Source organism: Nonomuraea sp. NPDC049141 (assembly GCF_040648415.1).
Classification (GTDB): Bacteria; Actinomycetota; Actinomycetes; order Streptosporangiales; family Streptosporangiaceae; genus Nonomuraea.
The window spans coordinates 283841-304095 of record NZ_JBEZDR010000001.1; the positions used below are offsets into that span (position 1 = coordinate 283841).

General features: G+C 70.8%; 16 protein-coding genes. 5 read left to right on the forward strand and 11 right to left on the reverse strand.

Features of this window, described 5'->3' with window-relative positions:
- The first annotated feature begins 115 nt into the window (after positions 1 to 115).
- Positions 116 to 364 carry a hypothetical protein gene (locus tag AB0B91_RS01295; RefSeq protein WP_358313295.1) on the forward strand — a complete coding sequence of 83 codons (249 nt, stop codon included), beginning with the start codon at positions 116 to 118 and terminating at the stop codon, positions 362 to 364.
- Between the two features lie 77 nt (positions 365 to 441).
- On the opposite strand, the gene AB0B91_RS01300 is transcribed toward AB0B91_RS01295, so the two are convergent.
- The 9 genes from AB0B91_RS01300 to AB0B91_RS01340 form a co-directional block, all read right to left on the reverse strand.
- The gene (locus AB0B91_RS01300; protein ID WP_358313298.1) at positions 442 to 1431 is read right to left on the reverse strand and encodes an aromatic/alkene monooxygenase hydroxylase subunit beta; all 990 of its coding nucleotides are present in this window, start codon (positions 1429 to 1431) and stop codon (positions 442 to 444) included.
- A 2-nt stretch (positions 1432 to 1433) separates the two neighbouring features.
- Positions 1434 to 1739: an MmoB/DmpM family protein gene (locus tag AB0B91_RS01305; protein WP_358313301.1), complete on the reverse strand. Its 306-nt coding sequence runs from the start codon at positions 1737 to 1739 to the stop codon at positions 1434 to 1436.
- Positions 1740 to 1750: 11 nt separating this feature from the next.
- Positions 1751 to 2110: a Rieske 2Fe-2S domain-containing protein gene (locus AB0B91_RS01310; protein WP_358313304.1), complete on the reverse strand. Its 360-nt coding sequence runs from the start codon at positions 2108 to 2110 to the stop codon at positions 1751 to 1753.
- Entirely contained in the window at positions 2100 to 2351 is a 252-nt protein-coding gene (locus AB0B91_RS01315) for a toluene-4-monooxygenase system B family protein (protein WP_358313307.1), read from the reverse strand. The genes AB0B91_RS01310 and AB0B91_RS01315 overlap by 11 nt, the downstream gene beginning before the upstream one ends.
- A gap of 10 nt (positions 2352 to 2361) precedes the next feature.
- Positions 2362 to 3858 carry an aromatic/alkene/methane monooxygenase hydroxylase/oxygenase subunit alpha gene (locus AB0B91_RS01320; RefSeq protein WP_358313310.1) on the reverse strand — a complete coding sequence of 499 codons (1497 nt, stop codon included), beginning with the start codon at positions 3856 to 3858 and terminating at the stop codon, positions 2362 to 2364.
- Between the two features lie 89 nt (positions 3859 to 3947).
- Positions 3948 to 5948: a DUF3488 and transglutaminase-like domain-containing protein gene (locus AB0B91_RS01325; protein ID WP_358313313.1), complete on the reverse strand. Its 2001-nt coding sequence runs from the start codon at positions 5946 to 5948 to the stop codon at positions 3948 to 3950.
- Positions 5949 to 6316: 368 nt separating this feature from the next.
- Positions 6317 to 7396, reverse strand: a complete 1080-nt coding sequence (locus AB0B91_RS01330) for a DUF58 domain-containing protein (protein WP_358313316.1) — start codon at positions 7394 to 7396, stop codon at positions 6317 to 6319.
- On the reverse strand, positions 7397 to 8374 hold the full coding sequence (locus AB0B91_RS01335) for a MoxR family ATPase (protein WP_358313319.1): 978 nt from the start codon (positions 8372 to 8374) through the stop codon (positions 7397 to 7399).
- Positions 8375 to 8390: 16 nt separating this feature from the next.
- Complete coding sequence (locus tag AB0B91_RS01340) at positions 8391 to 10556, reverse strand: hypothetical protein (protein WP_358313321.1); 2166 nt, start codon at positions 10554 to 10556, stop codon at positions 8391 to 8393.
- Between the two features lie 132 nt (positions 10557 to 10688).
- Between AB0B91_RS01340 and AB0B91_RS01345 the strand changes: the two genes are divergently transcribed.
- The 3 genes from AB0B91_RS01345 (at position 10689) to AB0B91_RS01355 (ending at position 16757) form a co-directional block, all read left to right on the forward strand.
- Complete coding sequence (locus AB0B91_RS01345; RefSeq protein ID WP_358313323.1) at positions 10689 to 11888, forward strand: hypothetical protein; 1200 nt, start codon at positions 10689 to 10691, stop codon at positions 11886 to 11888.
- A gap of 182 nt (positions 11889 to 12070) precedes the next feature.
- On the forward strand, positions 12071 to 13363 hold the full coding sequence (locus AB0B91_RS01350; RefSeq protein ID WP_358313337.1) for a hypothetical protein: 1293 nt from the start codon (positions 12071 to 12073) through the stop codon (positions 13361 to 13363).
- A gap of 169 nt (positions 13364 to 13532) precedes the next feature.
- Positions 13533 to 16757 (forward strand): chromosome partitioning protein ParA, encoded by a 3225-nt coding sequence (locus AB0B91_RS01355; protein ID WP_358313340.1) that lies wholly within the window; start codon positions 13533 to 13535, stop codon positions 16755 to 16757.
- A 216-nt stretch (positions 16758 to 16973) separates the two neighbouring features.
- On the opposite strand, the gene AB0B91_RS01360 is transcribed toward AB0B91_RS01355, so the two are convergent.
- Positions 16974 to 18347: a citrate synthase gene (locus AB0B91_RS01360; RefSeq protein ID WP_358313343.1), complete on the reverse strand. Its 1374-nt coding sequence runs from the start codon at positions 18345 to 18347 to the stop codon at positions 16974 to 16976.
- A 67-nt stretch (positions 18348 to 18414) separates the two neighbouring features.
- Between AB0B91_RS01360 and AB0B91_RS01365 the strand changes: the two genes are divergently transcribed.
- Complete coding sequence (locus tag AB0B91_RS01365; protein WP_358313346.1) at positions 18415 to 19629, forward strand: hypothetical protein; 1215 nt, start codon at positions 18415 to 18417, stop codon at positions 19627 to 19629.
- Between the two features lie 172 nt (positions 19630 to 19801).
- Here AB0B91_RS01365 and AB0B91_RS01370 read toward each other — a convergent pair whose 3' ends face one another.
- On the reverse strand, positions 19802 to 20251 hold the full coding sequence (locus AB0B91_RS01370) for a VOC family protein (protein WP_358313349.1): 450 nt from the start codon (positions 20249 to 20251) through the stop codon (positions 19802 to 19804).
- Positions 20252 to 20255 lie beyond the last annotated feature (4 nt).

A 20255-nucleotide genomic window follows, 5' to 3' on the forward strand; every position in this document is an offset into this window, starting at 1 on the left:
TTCGCGCTGGTCGTCGGGGCCGGGAGGGGGCGGATCTTGCGGCGGTGCGGTCCTTGTCGTCCAATTCACGGTGATCGCTCTTCGCGATTTCCGGCTCTTCCTGAGGAGAGAACTGGTGCGTCGCCGAATCACCGCCTTGTCGCTTCTCGCGGTCACCGCCCTGGCGCCCGCCCTGGTCACGAGCACGCCAGCGCACGCCTCGTCCACGCTCCAAGTCGTCTACACCAACCTGCCCTATGACGTCTGCATCAGCTTCGGCCGATCGGGCCAGGAGACCGGACGCTGGCAGACCTGGTGGTGCAGCACCCACCAGCCCGAGAACCCGATGTTCTACACCTACGACCTGTGGGCGTACGTGAACTGAGGCGTTCTTCCGATACGGGTGCTGCCGTCGTCCCCATGACGGATCGAGCAGCACCCGCAAACCTTGCTCGACAAGCCTCAGCGCGCGCGGAATCGGTCGACCGCCGCGCTGACGGCGGTCACCACCTCGCCGGGGTCGGCGGGGTTCGGGGCTGTGGAGAACGGTGTGGCCAGGCCCTCGACGGCGGCCATCGCACGGGGTCGCCAGGTGTCCTCCCATTCGGTGAGGGTTTTCAGGTTCTCCGGGCGGGCGGCGATGGCGTACTGGGTCAGCGCCGAGCTCCAGTCCTGGCTGCGGGCGGTGTCGGCCCCGGAGTCGCGCAGGAGTCGCGTGGTCAGGCCGTCGCCGTTGGCCAGGGCGAGATCGGCGAAGCACTGCTTGAGCAGGGTGTCCAAGGCGGGTTTGACGACGAGGTTGAGCGCGGTGAACGCCTCGCCCCAGTCGTAGGCGAGCAGGAGCCGCTCCAGGGTCTCCCGGGCGGGCTGCCAGGCCGGGTCGTCCTCCCAGAGGGCGCGGGCCGTCCTCCCGTCGGCGAGTGCGGCTCCGTGGGTGCGTGACAGTGACTTGGCCCGGTAGGCGATCCATTGCAGCGCGCGTAGTTCGTCGGCGCCCTGGAACAGTGCCGCGTTCATGATGGCGGTGCTCGGGGCGAGCTGGCCTACGTACTCGCTGGTGATCTGCAGGACGTGGAAGGCGAAACGGGCCGGTAGGTACAGGCGGCCGAGTACGGCGACCCAGGCGGGGTCGAGGCGGGCGTCGTGGTCCTCGGCCTCGAAGCTGTCGACGACGCCCTCGGCATAGATCTCGCGTTCGTGCTGCAGCGCGATGTAGCGCCGGTAGTTGAGCTGCGCGGGGTCGCGGAAACCCTCCCAGTCGGGGGCCTGCAGGGGCGATCCCTCCCGGTGCCGCAGGTACCACTGGTTGATCGCGCTGCCGGGGTCGAGGTCGAACGGGGCCGGTCGGCGGCCGAAGTGGTAGTGGAAGCCACGGGTGACGATGTCGTACTCGGTGGGTCTGCGGCGTTCGCCGTCGAACAGGCTCCAGGTACGCCGCCGGGTCGTGGCCATGGTCAATCCTCCCTGGTCAGGTACCAGACGAGTTCGTCGTCACCGATGTAGCGCATGCGGCCCGCGAAGCTCGCGATCGCGGGTTCGAGTCCTGCCAGCGGGAAGGGGTGCCCCGCGGCTTCCTCCAGGCTGGCGCGGGTCAGGCGCAGCAGGTGGGGAGCGTGGATGCGGACGTAGCCGCCGTGGTCCTCGACGCGGAGTTCCTTGTCTGGATTGTCCTTCTCCAGCGCGGTCACCAGCGCCTCCACGACCTCGGGATCGAATCCCCTGGCCACGGGTCCCACCAGTTGTTCGCGGTCATCGGCCACGACGGTGCTCCTCATCCCCGGCATCGGTTGTGGTGGCGCCTGCCGTCGGCCGGCACGGCTACGTAGATCCGCTCGCCGTCCAGGCGGACCGGGAAGGTGTACAGCCGGCAGGTGTCCGGGTTGTTCCCCTGGCCGGTCGTCAGATCGAACTCCCACCCGTGGCCCGAGCAGGTGAGCACCTCGCCGTCGAACTCGCCTTCGGCCAGCGGGAACTCCGAATGCGGGCACATCCCCTGGTAGGCCCGTAACTCGCCGCCCGGCAGATGGGCCAGCAGCACCTGGTCCTCCCCCACCGTGACCTCGGCGATGTCGCCCTCCCACAGCTCGTCGAGGGTGCAGACGCCCGTCCAGGACAGCTCCTCAGGATTCATCGAAGAACGCCTCCACGTGATCGAGCGGCCCCACCCCCGCCTCGCCGATGCGCTGCTCGGGCGGCAGCACGCGGCCCTCATGGCGAACGCGGATCGGGGCCGACCTGGCCGCCACCCGGTGGCCGACCGCGAGCTCGGCGATCTTCTGGCCGACGACCCGCGCCGTGTCCTGATCATCGACGGGGACGAGCATCGCGAAGACGTCGTTCTCGAAATTCGCGCTCAGCGGTAGCAACGCCATCAGATCCCCCTCATTCGGCGGCCGGGCCGAACGCCCAGGCGTAGTCGGTGGCGTCGCGGCCCTGCTCGGCCTCGGACAGGCCCATGTAGGCGAGCGCTCCGGCCAGATCGGGCGGAACGATGTCGCCGGCCAGGAAGCGGTCGATGAGCGACTTGTGCCCGGCGAACCGTTCCGGCCGTCGGGTGAAGATCCACTTGCACGGCTCCGAGCAGAACAGGTACGTCCGGCCGTTGTGGGTGTGCCGCAGCGGGGCGGCCGAGTCGAGCGCGCCCGCCATGACGCCCGCCGCGCGGACGATCGGGATCTGGCAGAGGTTGCAGGTGATCGGCAGCGTCTGGGGGAAGGTCGCCGCGGTGTTCCCGCTGCGCAGGTTGTCCTGGATGACGTCCCAGTTGCGGCCGAACGTGCTGTTCCAGCCCGGGTACTTCTCCTCCAGCCATTCGCGTTCGTCGGCGGAGACACCCGCGTCCGGGTTCCACCACACGGTGGGCCGGTAGTTCCAGACGCCGAGGTGGATGGCGTGGTGGTACCAGGTGAGTTCGTCGATGAACTGGTCCCAGTACCAGGGATAGTCCAGGCCGAAGTCGCGGAACTGCTCGGCGAACTGCTTGACGACCCAGTCCTCGATGAATTCCTTGAACGACATCCGGCGGCTTTCCAGCGGCGTGTAGTAATCCATCGACAGCCCCGTGAGCACCGCGAACGCTCTCCAGGAACGCCAGAACATGTGGTCGATCAGAAACTGTCCCCATTCCTTGTGCCCGTTGTCGATGAGCACCTTGATGGTCGGCTCGCCCTGCTGGGAATGGCGCGCCTCATCGGTCTGGATACTGGAGATCAGCGCCCCGAATTCCAGGTCGCCGACATCCATCGCATCGGCCGCCATGCCGAGGAACTGCAGGTTCGTGAAGCCCGTCTCCAGGGTGAAGGTAAGTTGCAGCGCGATGGAGACCGCGTCGTTGGCGACGAACATGTCGTCGAAAAGATGCCGGACGGCGAGCACCACCCAGTTGTTCGTGTGGAACGCCTTCAACGCCCAGTCCGCGCGCGGCTCCTTGTCCAGCAGCCCGTACGGGAAGAACGCCTGGATCTGGCCGTGCCGCATCTCGTCCAGCGCGCCGAAGGTCGCCGTGTTGCGCCAGGCCGCCGACCTGCCGAAACGCGCCATGCGCGCCTCTCCGATGGCGGCCAGGTACTCCGGCATCGTGATGGCCCCGTAGTGCGCGAGAATCACCGACTTCCAGCCGGGATCCAGTTGGTCGAACAGCTTGGAGCGGCTGATCGCGTTCTTCAGCGAGTAAGTGGCGGTGTCTTTGGTGACCTGGTTGTGGACGTACTCGCGGTAGCTGATCTTGTACGGTTCGTCCCACCGCGTCCATGCCTCACCGGAAACCCGATGGGAGCCGGATAACTCCTCCGGGAAGACCTCTTCTTCGGTGACATAGCGGAAGGTCCAATTGGTGTCGCGTGATAGGTCATACCAGTCGCTACGTGAGAGCTTCGGCATCACTGCCCCTTTTCGATTCCCCGAAGGAGTGACAGTCCCAGACTCTTCAATGTCACGGAATCGCGCTTGGGTCAAATGACGCTGATTTGTCAGCGCAGGAGCAGTCGCTTGCGGAGGCGGGTTTTTAGGGGCGTTCTGACGCGTACGGCCTGGCGGACGGCGTCGCTGTGGCGCCAGGCCGCGTCGGCGGCCTCGTGGGCGACGGCGTCGGGGGCGTAGCGGACGAAGTTGGAAATATCGGCGAGTGGCCGGAGATGGGCGGATATGTCGGCGGGATGCCGGGCCACCACGTCCTCGGCGGTCAGTGCCCGCTCCCCCTTCAGGCCGAGGTCGTCGCAGGTCTGCCACCAGGCGCCGAGCACGCGCCGCTCCGCACCCGCCACTCTCCTGCGCGCCCGCCTGCGCCACCACGGCAGCACCATCGCCGTGCCCGCGTACACCACCAGGATCCCTGCACCCACCGCCGGGACGATCACCCACAGCGTCGGCCCAGCGGAGGGCTTGTCCCCCTCCGTTGTCTTCTGGCCGGGCTTCGGCTTGTTCACGGTGCCCTGGGTGAACTCGCCCTCCAACTCCTCGCTCTCCTTGATCGCGGAGGACACCACGTCGTGGTCGTCCTTCGCGCCGCCACGGCCGGGCGTGGGGTAGAACGGCCGCCAGCCGAGCCGGTCGAACTTGATCTCCGCCCACGCCATGACGTGGCCCGATTTAACGTGATAAACCCCGCCGGACGCCTGCCCCGGCCGGAACCCGACCACCACCCTCGACGGCAGCCCGAGCGTCCTGGCCATGAGCGCGAACGTCGACGCGAACTGTTCCGACGTCCCCCTGTGCGTGGTCTCCAGGAAGAACTCCAGGCCCTTGAGCGAGTGCCCCGGCGGCGCGGTGACGTCGTACGTGGCGTTGGTGCGCAGGTAGTTCTGCAGCCGGTACGCCTGCTTGATCGGCACGTCCGCGCCCTTGGTGGCCTGCTGGGCGAGCTTGCGGAACAGCGCCTCCTGAGGCCCGGCCGGGAACGCGGTCAGCGCGGGATCACCGACCGGCGTGGCCGCGAGCAGGTCGGCCTTGGACGGCTCCGCCACCCGCGACGTCACCTCGTACGTGAACCCCTTGTCCGGCCTGCTCGCGGCCAGCAGCGCCCCGCTCCCCGGATCCACCGCCAGCCCGCGCACGCCGTCGACCTCGACGGGACGTTCCGCGCCGGGCAGCCACGTGCCGGGCAGGCCGCTGAACGTGATCGTCTGGCGTACGGTCTGCGCCTTGCCCGTCCAGTCCCCCGCGGGCACCCGGCCGCCCGTCGGCTGGAAGCGGGCGCCGGACGTCCAGCGGACGCCGTCATAGCGATCGAGTACGGCCAGCCGCCAGTTGAGCGGCTTGGCCGCCTTGACGGTGAACAGGTCCCGGTCGGGGAGCTGCAGCCAGGCCGACACGCGATCGAGCGGGCTGACGCTGTCGACGCGCATCGGGGGTGGGAGCTCGGCGTCGTCCCTCGGGTTGTACGGCTCGGCGGCGATGGGCAGCAGCGGCCCGGCGACCAGGGCGACGGCGGCCAGCGCGGCGGCGGCCGGGATGCCCGCGAGCAGCCACAGCGGCGAGCGGTCGTCCCGGATCAGAGCCAGGGCCGCCATGAGCACCACGATCGCCGCGGCCAAGGGCAGGTTCGAGCCTTCGCCGTCCACGCCGAACAGGAGCGCCACCCCGTACACGACGAGCGCGGGCAGCGCGGCGTTGAGGCGGGTCCTGGTGCGGGTCAGTGTCTCGGCGGCAACCACGGCGGCGGCCCAGACGAGCGTGTGCACGAGGATGAGCAGCCGCGGCTCCGGCTGGGCGGGGAGGAGCGTGGTGAGCAGCGCCCGCCACGAGTCGGCCAGGTCCGCGAGCAGGCCGGGGGCGACGCCCTTGTACAGCGGTACGGTCCCCGCGAACCACAGGACCAGGTTGAGCACCAGCGCCAGCCAGAGGGGCCGCCGCCAGATGAGCGCGGCCACGACGGCGGGCACGGTCGCGGCCGGCACGACGGCCAGAAGCAGTTCGGTGCCGGGAAAGACCCGATGGAACCCCCACCCACCGACCCCGGTGACGGCGGCCACGACGACCAACCCCGCGAGCCGCCGCCATACGGGGCCACCGTCACGTCGTGCCCCACCGGCCGGAGAGGCAGCGGTCCGCGGGGGTACGGGCATCCGGGACTGCGCCGACGTCGCCGACGTCGGTGGCGTCGGTGGCGTCGCCGACGGGAGACCCATCTGCGGGGGCCCCATCGGAGATGACGCCATCGTGGGTGCTGCGGGCATGGGCGGCATGGCCGACGGGGGCGCCATTGACGCGGGCGTCCAAGGCGCGGCCGATGAAGGCGGCGCCGGCATCGAAGGCAGCGGCAGAGGCGGCGGAGGTGGGGAGGCCGGGGTCGGGCCAGGGCCCGGCTGAGGGCCGTCGCCGGGCTCTGCTCGGCGGCGCTTCATCGTGTGCCCCAGGCCAGCGGTAGCGTGGCCAGTTCCGCGATGGGGACGACCGTCACGCCGGGGGCGCTGAGCGGACCTGTGCCGAGATACACGCAGATGATCCGGTCGAACCGCCGCCGTGCCCCCGAAGCCCGAGCGGCCTCGGCGGGGTCTCCGGTGACCACGACCAACGAGCCGCCCCGGGCCAGTCGCACCGCCTCACCGATGCCGGCCGTACCGGCGGACCCGACAAGGGCGAGGCGGTCCAGCACGAGCTCGGGATCGGACTTGGTCTCAGCGAGAGGGCCCTCGCCTGTGAGCACCCGCACCGGGAAGCCGGACCTGGCGGCGGCGACGGCGGCCGAGGCGGCGGCGTCCACGGCCAGTTCGGTGAGGTCGCGGGTGTCGAGGACGACCGTCGTGGTGGGCAGGCTGGCGTCGATGAGCTGGCGCACCATGAGCGTGCCGGTGCGCGCGCTGGACTTCCAGTGGATGTGGCGCAGGTCGTCGCCGACGACGTACTCGCGCAGGGTGTGGAAGGTGACCGTGCCGCTGGGCGCGTTGTCGCTGGTGGGGCCCTCCAGGTGGTGGGCCCGGCCCGACGGGGGCACCGGCAGCGCGACCGTGCGGGGGCGGACCAGGAGCGTGGCCGCCTGGCCGTACTGCCTGATCCTGCGGGTGAGGCCGAGCGGGTCGGCGCGGACGAGCTGGAGCGGGCCGACGGGGATCTCGCCGCGCACGCCGGTGGGCAGCGGGTACGACACCGTCCTGGCGGCGCGTCTGGGCAGGCGGGGCAGGTCGACCGTGTGCTCGGCCGTACCGATCCGGTCCTGCGCGCGCAGCCCCGACAGGCCCCGGCGGCCGAGATTGCGTACGTGAAGGACCGCGACGGCCGCGTCACCGCGCGCCACCTTGAGCGGCGTGACCTCGCGGTGCACCTCCAGCTTCGGGCTGGGGGCGGTCCAGGCGAGGGCGGCGGTGAGCGCGAGCAGCCCGCCGGTGGCCAGCACGACGGGTTCGGGGTAGCCGAGCCCGAACCCCGCCGCGTACAGGATCGCCGAACCGGCGAGCGTGCCCCAGCCCAGCGGTGTCAGCACCTAGGCCGCCTGCGGCACCGGCATCCCGGCGAGGAGCTCGCCGAGCACGTTCGCCGCGGTGACCTCGCGTAGTTCGGCCTCGGGGGTGAGGATCAGCCGGTGCGCGATCACCGGGACGGCCAGGGCCTTGACGTCCTCCGGCACGACATAGTGGCGTCCGGCGGCGGCGGCCTTGACGCGGGCGGCCCGCAGCAGCGCGAGGCTGCCGCGCGGGGAGGCGCCGAGCCGCAGGTTGGGGTTGGTGCGCGTGGCGGCGCAGAGGGCGACGATGTAGTCGTAGACGGGGTCGGCGACGTGGATGCGGGTGGCGAAGTCGATCATCCCGGCCACGTCCGACGCGCGGGCCACCACGGGCAGCCGTTCGACCTGTGGTCCGGTGGGCATGCCCTTGAGCACCTCGACCTCCGACACGTGGTCGGGATAGCCGACGGAGATCTGCATGAGGAACCGGTCGAGCTGCGCCTCCGGCAGCGGGTACGTGCCGTCCATGTCGACCGGGTTCTGCGTGGCGACCACCAGGAACGGCCTGGGTACGGGGTGCGGCTCGGCGTCGACCGTGACCCGGCGCTCCTCCATGACCTCCAGCAGCGCGGACTGCGTCTTCGGCGAGGCGCGGTTGATCTCGTCGGCGAGCACGATGTTGGCGAACACCGGGCCCTGGTGGAACTCGAACTTCTGGTGCGCCTGATTGAAGATGGACACGCCGGTGATGTCGCTGGGCAACAGGTCGGGCGTGAACTGGATGCGCCGCCACTCGGCGTCGACACTGGCCGCGATGGACCTGGCCAGCGTGGTCTTGCCGGTGCCGGGCACGTCCTCGATCAGCAGGTGACCCTCGGAGAACAGGCAGATCAGGGCCAGCTCGATGGCTTCGTGCTTGCCGCGGATGATGCGCTCGATGTTCTGGGCCAGCATCTGGAAGCGCTGGGCGAACTGTGCCGCCAGCTGTTGCGGTTGCTGCGTCTGCTCGTTGTACAACTGAGGTTCCCCTATCTCAGTCGGTGCATTCGTAGAGCGGAGCCTCCGGGAACCCGCCCCCGTCCGGTGTGGCCACCAGTGTGTCGTTGAGGTAGCCGTTGCCCGCTGACGACTCGATCCGGTTCCAGATGTCGCTGGACTTGCCGGTGGACCTGTCGGTGTAGGCCGCGCCCTTGACCTGGCAGATCACCGTCAGCGTGATGTACTGCCCCTGCGGGATCTTCCCCGTCTCAGTGCCGCCGGTCGACGGACCGGGGCGGATGAGCGTGTTGGTGTCGTTGTTGCTGACGTTCTGGTACTGCTGTTTCGGATAGGCCAGGTCCACGTCGGTCGTGGCGGCGTCCTGGCTCTCCCCCGCGTCGTTCTTGGCCTTGAGCGTGAACTCGTGCTTCTGGTTGTTCTTGAGCCCTTCGGCGGTGAACGACGTGCCCTTGATGCTGTCATTGGCAGCCGCGCCGGAGAGCACGTACGTGACGCCTTCGGCGCCGTTCGCCGGGGCGTCCCAGGTCAGCTCGGCGCCGCGGTTCTTGGGCTTGGCCGCGAAGTTGGCCGGCTTGCCGGGGGCCACACAGGGCTTGACCCCGGCGCTGGGCTCCGACTCGACCTCGCCGCCGGACCAGTGGGCGACGACCGTGAAGGTGTACTCGCCGTCACAGCTCCCCCCGGAGAACTCGAACTGGAACGGCCCGTCGCCGTCCACCGACTGCGGCGTGGTCCTGCCGTCGCCGCCGGACACCTTGAGCGTGTACCGGTCGACCTTGCCGCCGCTGGACGGGCTGAAGTTCACGCTGACGTGACCGGGGCCCGACTTGGCGCTGACGGCGCCCGGTTTGGTGGGCGCGCTGGGCGTTGGTGTCGGCGTTGGTGTCGGCGTTGGTGTCGGCGTTGGTGTCGGCGTCTTGGTGGGCTTGTGGGATGGCTCGGGGGCGTCCGTCTGCGTCGGGCGCGGGTCGGCCGTCCTGGTCGGTTCCGCCGTCCTGGTCGGGTCGGGCCGGGTGTCGGTGTTCGTCGGGTCGGGCCGCGGGGTCTGCTTGGGCTTGGGCGTGTTGGTGGGTCCTGGTACGTCCGAGTCGTCCTTGTCGACGTCGTGCTTGCGACCTTCGGTGTCGATGACGACGGCCTTGTCGCCGTCCTCGTCGTTCGCCCAGAGCAGGCCGTCCTTGACGAACACGTCGACCTGACCGGGCCCCTGAGCCACCTGGAGCGTGGTGGGCCGGCCGCCCGCCGCGCTGTCCCACACGATCAGGCCGCCCGTACTGCGGTCCGGGACGTACACCTTCGAGCCGAGCACCTGCGGCACGCCGAGCGCGGCCGGGTCCTTCACCGCGAACTTGGTGTTGAGCACCGAGTTCGACGCCGTGTCGACCACCACGAGGAGCCCGGAGTCGCCGGGCGTGAGCAGCGGCACCAGTGAGCCCTCGGTCGAGGCCGGCGCCAGCACGCCGCCCTTGGCGGCCTGGGCGACCTCCTTGGGCAGTGTGATCTCGCCGACTCCGCCGTCGGCGCCGACGACCGTGGCGGTCGCGGCGCGGGTGTTGACGATCACCGGCAGACCGCCCGCGATCGTGACGGCCAGCTCCTCGCCCGGTTCGCCGACCTTGAGGGCGGTCGCGGCGACGCCCTTGGTCACCGGTACGACCTCGCCTTTCGCGGTCACCGGCACCCAGAGCCGCCCGCCGCCGTCGATCCGGGCCGAGCCGAGCGGGCCCGGCAGCGACAGCGGCGCACCGACCGAGTTGAGTGTGGCGGGGTCGATCGGCTGAACCTTGCCCGCCGGATCCACGGCGTACCCGGCGTCGCCCGAGACGACGATCTGCAGTCCGGCCGTACCGAAGTTACGGGTCTGCGCGACGCTGAGCTGGCTGGGCTCGATCCGGCTGACGTAGCCGCTGCCGTCGTCGACGAGCAGCACGTTCGAGCCGTCCTGAACGACGCGCAGCTGCGTGGCCGACTTCTTGTTCAGATAGCCGTCGACCTCGCCGGACAGGCCGTTGACGTGCACGATCTTACCTCGGGCCTTGGTCCAGAGCCAGGCGCCGACGTCGGCCAGTTTGGGATTGGCGCTGGAGACGCCCACGCCGAAGACGGCCGCCACGGCTACCAGGATCGCGGCCACCACACCGGCGATCACGGCCGTAGCGCGGTCTCCACGCAGTACGTGGATACGCAATGCGTCACTCACCCCGTACGTACGATTACTTAACGTTTGCCCCCGTATTACCCTGAAGCACACTAGCGTGCGGCCCTGACTACCCGCAGGTAAGCGCGTCAGGTCAGGCCAAGATTGTCGGTCGGAAGCCGTACCTTAGTGCCCGTGCCCGAACAGCTCTTGACTCTCGACGCCGCGCTCTCGGAGGAGGCGGTGCTGTCGACCTACCGCCGGATGTTCGCGGCGCTGGCCCGCGACAGCGGCGCGGTCGTCGACGACCCGGCCCTGGTCGACATCGCCGAGACGCTGTTCGCGGCGTTCGCGGAGGCGGGCGAGGAGTGGCTGACGCACGAGCAGATGCGCTTCGCCTGCCGCGCCTACCCCGGCGACCAGTTCGACAACCGGCTGCGCGTGCTCAAGGGGCTGGGCGCGATCCGCGAGGTGTTCCCCAAGCCCAACCAGTTGCGTTATCGGGCGTCGTTCACCAGCGTGGTCGGGCTGATGTTCATCAGGCGGATGATGGACGACGGCGGCCAGTCCGAGATGCACCGGCTGCTCGCGCTCGAAGACCTCAACGTCGCCGACCCGCGCACCACCATGGAGGAGGCCAGGCAGAGCGCCGCCAACCTGGCCAGGGCGTTCCGGCTGTGGGCGCTGGAGCTGATCACGCTCACCACCGGCACGATCGAGGAGCTGCGCGAGCAGGCGCCCAAGCTGTGGGGGACCGAGGAGATCGCGCGCCGGGCACAGAGCCTGCACGGCACGATCCTGACCCGCTGGCCGGTGCTCGACCGGGTCTGCACCGACCTGCGGGCGGCCATCTACGCCTACAGCGACGCCTCCCGGCGGGCGGCGGGACGCCTGGCCGACTCGGCGGGCACGACCCGCAACCTGACCCTGCTGCCCACCGAGACGTGGCGCACGTTCTCGCAGACCGCTTCGCGCGAGCGGCTCGCGGCGGTGCTCGACGGCTTCGTGTTCGACGCTCCGGCGCCCTGGCACGACCCGGCGGCGATCGCCCGCGCGGTCGACGAGGCGCCCCGCCCTGCCCCGGCCCAGCCCACTCCCCCGCGCTCCACTCTTCCCGACCAAGGCCCGGAGGACTCGCTCGGCTCCTCACCGAGCGCGGCGATCGAGCGGCTGACCGAGGTGGCGGAGTCGCTGCTGGGGTCGTCGTCGCGGGTGGCGCTGGCCGGCGTGCTGCGGTCCGACTGGCCGTCGGCGCGGCGGCTGCTGGCCGATCTGACGACGGTCGATCTGCGGCCGGAGCTGCCTTATCGGCTGGTGTGGGCCGACGATCTCACGATCTCGCCAGGGGAAGAACCGGCCTGGCTGTCGCACGGCTACCTGGAGCGCATCTCATGAGCGGCACTCGTCAATCTGCGGCGTCTGATGATGCGGGCCGCTCTTCGGGCGGTGTTGATGCGGGCCGCGCTTCGGCGGGTGCCGGTGCTCGTCGCCCGCTGGGCGACGGCGCGGTCGCTCACGCGCGAGCGCGGTCGGGCGGGCCACTGCGGCTGGGGGCCGGTGTCGCCGCGCCTCCCGGAATGGTACGGCTCACGCGCCCCGACTCCACCGGTCAGGCACTGCCCGTGTGGCCCGATTCGGCCACCCCTTCGCTCCTCGACGAATACCAGGTGCCCCCGGTCCCGGTCGAGCGCGCGGGCGAGACCCGGCGGGTGCTGGCGGCGACGCTCAAGTGCTGCTGGAGCGACCTGTCCGTCGATCCATGGCCGGGCACTCCGGCGCCGGCTGAGCTGATCCTCGACACCTACCGGGCGTTGATCGGCCGCTCCGACGACCTGATGCGTAACTGGGCCGTCGGGGCACTGCGCCGGTTGCACGACTCGGCGTGGATCGTCATGTCCGACGGCGTGGTCTCGCTGGGCCCCCGCTGTGCCCTGTGGCCGGTCGAGTCGCACGCCCAGCTCAAGGAACTGGTCCGGCGCATCCCCGTGCCGGAACACCGCGACCTCAAGGTGGTGGCGGACGCCGACATCGTGGCAGCCGCCATAGAAGAGCCCTCTTCTGCAGCCGCGGAAGAAGCCTCGCCGACGACCGACACAGATCAGTTGTCGGTGGCGGCCGCGGAAAGACCGCCGGTGACGGCCAGCACGGAAGAGCCATCGGTGGCGACCGCGGAAGAGCCTATGCGAACGGCGGATCCCGCGATGTCGGCGGGTCGGGTCGAGGGGGGCGAGGCGGAGTTCGACGATCTGCTGGGCGGTTATGACGAGCGGCGGCGGGCCGAGTTGGTGGCGGCGTTCATGGCGGTGGAGCATGGGGCCGAGCCGGTGCTGGAGGCCAGGTTCGGCGGGCTCCGCGACCCCGCGCTCCGTCACACGCTGGGCGAGATGCTCGCCCGGCGCGGCCGGACACTGATCCAGCACCGCGAGCGATGGACCTCCGGCTACGACGACGTCTACCGCGACGAACTCGCCCCGGAGTCTGTGGTCGGGTCAGGGGCCGCGTCGGGGCTTGGTGAGAGTGAGCGGGCGGTGTTGACGCTGGTGCTGGTGCATTCGGTGGCGATCCCGCGAGCGGAGGGGCTGCTGCCCGACGACACCTGGCTGTCGCCGCATCCCACTCCAGTCGATGAGCTGCGCCGCCACACCCAGCTACCGATCGGCGAGCTGGAGGCGGCGCTGCGGGTGCTGCGACACGCCGGGCTGCTGACGCAGGTGAAAGCGGGCGAGGAGGCGGGCGGCTACGCGCCGGGGCCGCAGTTCCACCGGCTCACTCCGGCGGCGCGGCGACGGCTGCAGGAGGAGCTGATCCTGGCGGCCGGACCGCACAGCCCGCTGGCCGCGGCCGTACGAGCTCGAAGATCGGCCGGGTAGCCGCCCGGACCTGGCAGGCAACGAGGGTGGGCCCCTGCCGGGGGCGACGCGGCACAGGCCACGAACGTCAGCCCCCACCAGGGGCGGCGCAATGCAAGCAACAAGCACCAACCCCAGCCGGGGACGGCGCGGAGAAACGGAAGGGCTACGGGGGTCACAGGTGGCGCAGGTGGAGAACGTCGTCGGGGACCGGGTGCTGATCGCCATGCAGGCGGTCAACATCTCACGGCTCTCGACCCATCCGGTGCCGACCGTCCCCGGCACGCTCATCGTCGTCGCGGGCGCCGGGCCCAAGGACTCCAACGGTGCGGGCAAGTCGTCGTTCATCGCGTCGATCACGGCGCTGCTGGGTGACGAGCAGTGGCGTTTCGCCTCGGGCGCCAAGGCGGTGTCGGAGCTGCTGTTCAACGCCGAACTGGCCAGCGGCGCCGGGGCCCGCCAGTGGGCCAGCGCCGACCACGGCTACATCGTCGGTGTCTTCGGCCCGCCGGGCGCCTCCTTCGACCTCCCGTCGCACCCCACCGAACAGCCCACGACCCCTGCGGAGGCGGTGCCGACCGACCTCGTCGAGGCGCTGGCCTCGGTTTCCCCCGGCTCCGCGGCTCCCGGGGCCGGGTCTCCCCGACTCGGCGCGGGGCCGGAAGCCGCGGAGTCCGGCCCCGAGAGCGGTGAGCTGTTCGCCGTGCCCGACACGTCCGGCGGGGCCGTCACCGTGTGGCTCAAGGTCAACCAGGAGGCACCCCACCTGGAGATCCGCTGGCGTGACGGCGTACACCTGGCCTCCGCGGCATCCGAGGCCGAGCGCGTGGTGCGCGCCGACGAGATGTGGGCGACGCTGCCCAAGTCCGCCGGGCGCCGCGACGTGGTGGCCCGCGACCTGACCAAGGTGCTGTACGGCGACCGCATCCGCTGCGTGTCGTTCCTGTCGACCTCGGTCCGGAGCAAGGTCGCCACCAACCTGCTCTCCCAGCCGCTCAACGAGATCTCGCCGGAGCGCGTGTTCGAGGCCATCGCGGCCCTCACCGGGCTCGACGCCGAGCTTGAGCAGGAGCGTGAGGCCCGCAGGGACGAGCACGCCAAGCGGGTGCGGGCGGCGCAGGCGGGTGATCGGCTGGCCGAGTTCGAGGCGGAGTCGAGGGCGTTGCTGACCACGTTCGACCGGCGCGATCAAGCGCGGATCCGGCTGGCCGACGCGCTGCGCTGCTGGCGTGGGCGGCAGGCTCGCAAGCTGGACGACGCGGCGGCCAAGGACGAGCTGCTGGTGGCCGAGCTCGAACGGCACCGGGGCGCGGGTGAGGCGGCGGCCGAGGCGATCTCCATGGTGAAGGCCGAGATCGCCACGCTGAAGGACGACACGCTCGACCGGCGGGTGGCGGAGGCGCGCAAGGAGCTGGCCGTGATGCAGGCGCGGGCCGCCAAGCTCGACGCCGACCGGGCCGTGGCGGAGAACTCCGCCGACGAGTTGCGCGGCCTGATTCCGGCGCTGGAGGAGACGCGCAGGTTCGCCGACGGCCGTGATGTGCCCACGGCCGAGCGGGAGCTGCGGGAGGCGCGGCTGCGGCTCAACGAGGCACTGAAGGCGCTGGGGGTGGCCGATCGCGAGGTGGCCTCCGCCCAGGCGGCGCTGGACGACGCCGAGGGCGGTCCGGCCGCGGCGCAGCTCAACGCGCTCGCCGCGGCCGGCGTCGGGGCGACCGGCCTCCTGGACGCGCTGGACGTGGCCGAGCAGGCGCGCGACTACGCCCGCACCCACGGCCCCGAGAACGGATCCGCTGGTAAAGCGCCTCACGAGGGCGCCCGAGGAGCGGTCGAAGCAAGTGAGCTTGGGGCGATTGAGCCGAGCGGACCGGTCGGGGCCAACGGAGCGAGCGGGCTTGGGCTGGAGGAGTTGCGGGGTTGGCCGCATGAGCATGCGGTGATCGTCGACGCCGGTCAGCTTGAGGCCGCGGTGGCCGCGCTGGCCGGTCTGCCCGGGTCGGTGCTGGTGAGCGCTGCCGGGGTGAGCGTGGTGGGGGCGTTCGACGGGGAGGCGACCGGCCGGGAGGCGCGGATCAAGGCCGCCGAGCACCGGCTCAACCGGGCCAGGGACATCCAGGAGACGGCTGCGCAGGCCGTACGAGATGGGGAGGAAGGCGTCGCGGAGGGTCAGCGGCGGCTGGAGGGGGCCGAAGCGGGTGTGCGGCTCACCGAGCTGGAGACGAAGCTGGCCGGGCGGCGGGCGCGGCTGGGCGAGCTGACGGCGGCGCTGGAGGAGCTGGCGCCCGCGGTGGCGGAGGCCGAGCGGCAGGCGGGCGCGCTCGACTTCCGGGCCCGTACGAAGGACATGGAGATCGAACGCCTGGAGGGGCGGCGGCAGCGGCACGAGGGCGAGCGGGCCCGGTCGCGTCAGGACGAGACCAGGGTGAGCGGCGAGCGGGAGGCGCTCAAGGTCGAGGCGCTGACCGCCGACTGGGGCGGCACCGCCGAGGGGGCGCGTGAGTGGCTGAAGGCGCTGCCCGAGGACGAACGATCGCGTACCGCCGAGGAATGGTGGCGCATGGCCGAACGCCATTTCGATCAGGCGCTGCGTGACACGTTCCCCGAGGAGGACGCGGAGATCCCGGAGGAGCTGCGGTTCCTGCTGTCCGAGCGTGGGGGGAGCACGGCGAGGGAGCAGGCGACGTTCACGGCGGTGTGCGGCTCGCTGGCCTCCTATCTGCGCGGGCAGGAGGAGTACGAGAAGCATCAGCGCCGCCAGATCGAGGCGCAGGTCGTGTCGCGGCAGCGCGACCTGGCCGCCGCCGACAAGGGCGCGGAGGAGGCGGCCAGCTCGACGGCCGTGCATCGGGCGGCGCTGACGGCGGCGATCAAGTCCAGGCTCACGCGGGTGGCGGAAGAGTTCGAGCAGCTCGACACGTCGTACGGAGGTTATGGGGCGACGCTGGAGTTCCCGGTGCCACCGGCGCCCGCGGACCCCGAACAGCGCTGGCAATGGCGCGTCACCCCGAAGTGGCGGCGTGGCGAGGGCCAGGGCTACGTCCCGTACAACCGGCGGGCCAACACCGCGCTCATGGACGAGAAGGCGGTCAAGCTGGTGTGCGCGGCGGCGATCGCGTCGTCCGGCGGCGGGCATCTGTGCCTGGTGCTCGACGAACTGGGCCGCAACCTGGGCAAGGAGCACCGGCGGGAGGCGGTGGCGCTGTTCCGCCGGATCGGCGAGACGTACGGGATCACGGTGATCGGGGCGCTCCAGGACGACATGGAGCCGTACGCGATCGACGCCTGTGGGCAGTACATCAAGCTCAGGCGTTCGTCGGACGCCATGCCGTACAACGAGCCGCCGGTGATCGTCGGACACGACGAGCACGCGGAGCGGGTACGGGCGTTGGCCGCCTATGTGGACAGGAGTGTTTGATCGGCGGAAGCGCCTCGCCTGTGCGGGGCCTACGTGATCGGCGACCCGCCCCACGTGTGTGCGGGGCTGCTATCTGAGCGCGGACGTGACTCATGTGTTTGCGGTGCTGCTACATGAGCGCGGACGTGACTCACGTGTTTGCGGTGCTGCTATATGAGCGCGGACGTGCTCCACGGCTGCGGGCCGTCGTCTGATCGGTGGGCACGTCCAGGGCCGTCACCTGATCAGCGGGCCGACGTACGAGGCGCGGAGGCGGAGTAGGGAGCCCTTGGCGTACTCCTCCATCGCGTGGGCCAGCCATCCCGCCACCCTGGCCACCGCGAAGATCGCCTCGCCGGACCCAGGCAGCATCCCGGCGACGCCCACGAGGGTGGCGAGCGCGAAGTCGACGTTCCGGTCGGGCAGGCGTCGCCGGCGGACTTCGGCCAGTACGGCCCGCGCCACGGCGACGCGTTCGTGGTCCGGTGCGGCCTCCGCCACCAGGTCGAGCAGGAAGCTGCCGCGGGCGTCGCCGTTCTTGTAGACGCTGTGGCCGAAGCCGGGGATGCGCTCGCCCCTGCGTACCCGCTCGGCGATCACGCGGGTGGCCTGGCCGGGCTCGTTGACCTCGGTCAGCAGCCGTTCGGCCGCGTAGCACGCGCCGCCGTGCAGCGGGCCGCCGAGCACGCCGAGGCCGGTCAGCACCACGGCGTACGGGTCGGCCCGAGCGGAGGCGGCCACCCGGGCGGCCAGGGTGGAGGCGGCCAGTTCGTGGTCGGCGAGCAGCACGAGCGCGGCCCGCAGGGCGGCGAGGAGGGGCGGGCTGGCGGAGTGCGGAGACAGGCGGGACCACAGCCGCTCGGCGATCGACTCGCCGCCGGGGGTGTGGAGGGCCGGCAGGGCGTCGACCAGGCCGGAGATGAGGCGACGGCCGGTGGCGGCGACGGAGGCGGGATCGAGCTGGTAGCGGAGCGAGTCGGTGGCGCCGAGCACCGTGGTGATCACCTGGAGGCGGTCCAGGGGCAGCAGTCCTTCGGGCAGGCCGCGCTGAGCTGCGACGGCGGCCTGCGACGTCTCGGGATCGCGCACCCAGCCGTGCACTCGACCGGGCATCCGGCCAGGCATTCCGCCAGGCCCACGCGGCATGCGCGCTGAGCCGGAGCCGTCCGCCGTACCGGAGCGGTGCTCGGGGGCGAGGGCCATACCGGAGCGGTGCTCGGGGGCGAGGGCCGTACCGGAGCGGTGCTCGGATCCGTGGACCGTATCGGAGTGGTGCTCGGAGGCGGGGGTGAAGACCTCGGGGTCTCCCGTCCACAGCCACTCGGCCACCGTCTCGAAGTCGGTGGTTCTGGCCAGGTCGAGGGCGTCGAGACCGCGATAGTACGGGCGGTCGAGGCCGAGTGCGGTGATGCCCGACTCGATGACCAGCTCCGGCGGCTGGTTGCGCGGCCGCCCGCGCCGGGCCAGCTGCTCGATCTCCCCCGCGTCGAACAGGCTGCGCCGATCATCACCGTGGCGGCGCTTGAGCACCCCGCGGCTCACGTACGCGTAGAGGGTGGCGGGCTTCACACCGAGCCGCTCGGCCGCCGTCGCCGCGTCGATCCACTCCACGCCCAGCCTCCCACGTTGATGAAAATCAATATTGATACACATTGAATGTGCGTGTCAACGTGTGGGCATGCCCAAAGTTCATTTCCTCGATGTGACCAACCGGGACGGCGTGCAGACCGCGCGCACCGGCCTCTCGAAGTTCGGCAAGACCATGGTCAACTTCTACCTGGCCAAACTCGGTGTGGCTCAGTCCGAGATCGGTTTCCCCTTCCTGTTCCATGAGGTCCCCTACGTACGGGCGCAGACGGCGCTGGCCGAGGCGGGCGCGTTCGGCGAGCTGCGACTGTCGGGCTGGTGCCGCGGCGTGCCGCAGGACGTGGAGAAGGCGGCGCCGCTCGGCCTGAAGCACTACAACCTGTCCATCTCCACGTCGGACTACATGATCCAGAACAAGTTCCGCGGCCGGCTCGACCGCGACGCGATCATCAGGGAGATGACGGCGGCCGTGCGGGCGGCCAAGTCGGCGGGCGCGCTGACCGTGGGCGTCAACGCGGAGGACGGGTCGCGGACCGATGACGGGTTCCTGCTGGAGTTCGCGCTGGCGGCCAAGGAGGCGGGCGCCGACCGGGTCCGCTACTGCGACACCATCGGCGGCGACACGCCCGACCGGATCCGCGAGCGCTTCGCCAAGCTGGCCTCGGCCGTCGGGATGCCGGTCGAGACGCACTGCCACAACGACCTCGGCCTGGCCGTGGCCAACTCCATCTCGGGCGCGCTCGGCGACCTGGAGGCCGGGCAGGACGCGTGGATCAACACCTGCGTGAACGGCATCGGCGAACGCTCCGGCAACGCCGACCTGCTGTCCACCATCCTCGCCTTCGAGCACGGCTTCGGGCTGGAGGCGGAGATCGGTGACGCCATCGATCTGTCATGGGCGCGCAGGTTCGGGCTGTGGGCGAGTTACGCGTTCGGGCAGGCTCTGCCGTACAACCAGGTGGGGGTGGGGCGGAACGCGTTCGCGCACGAGTCGGGCATTCACGCGGACGGGGCGCTGAAGGATCACGGCAACTACGAGTTGTACGACGAGGCGACGCTCGGGCCGTTCCCCGAGGACTGGCACGCGCGCAGCGGGCGGGTCGTGCTGACCGGTGAGTACGGCGGGAAGGCCGGGTTCAGGCACGTCATGGACGGGCTCGGCGTCGAGGTGCGGGAGGAGGATCTGGCGTTCCGGCTGGTCCAGCTCTGCAACGCGATGACCGGACGGCCGCTCACGGACGACGAGCTGCGGCTGATCGCGGCTTATCCGCGGGAGCTGTCACTGCTGTTCCCCGGACAGGACTGAGCACCCTCCAAGCCCAGCGGTCGCGCCTGAGCACTCCCCGGCTGCGATGATCTCGCCGGCGTACCATCCGGCGTTCCGCTCCGCCGCGTCCACGGCAAGCTTCCAGTGATCGTGGTCAGTGCGTACTGGCCGCCGGCGCGACCGGCCTGCGACTGGGCGTCGTATGCGCTGGTCATGCAGTGGTAACTGCTCGTCCGTAGCCGGGCCGGTCAGAATGGTCGACGCCGTGCCCCGCCCAGCTGTACAGATGAAGGCTGATCCCGTCGGGGTCGTCGAAGACCAGGAGCCAGCCGACCGTTGCCTCGATCACCGGTGAGTGGGCGACGCCGAGGGTGTCGAGGTGGGCCGCCCAGGCATGGACGTCGGCGAGGTCGTCAACGGCGAAGCTGACCGGGTCGAACCCGACACATCCCTGTGCGGCGTCTCGGTTGACGCGCAGCGTGAGTTGGGTGTCGCCGAGACCGGGCACGGTGCCGGCGACACCGAGCACCGTGCCGTCGGCCTCTGGGAACTCCGTGGTCACGGCGAAACCGAAGACCTGCCCGTACCACTGCACGGACCGAGTGAGGTCGGAAACCGGGATCTTCACGTGATGGATGCCGGACAGGATCGGGCTGGTCATCGGA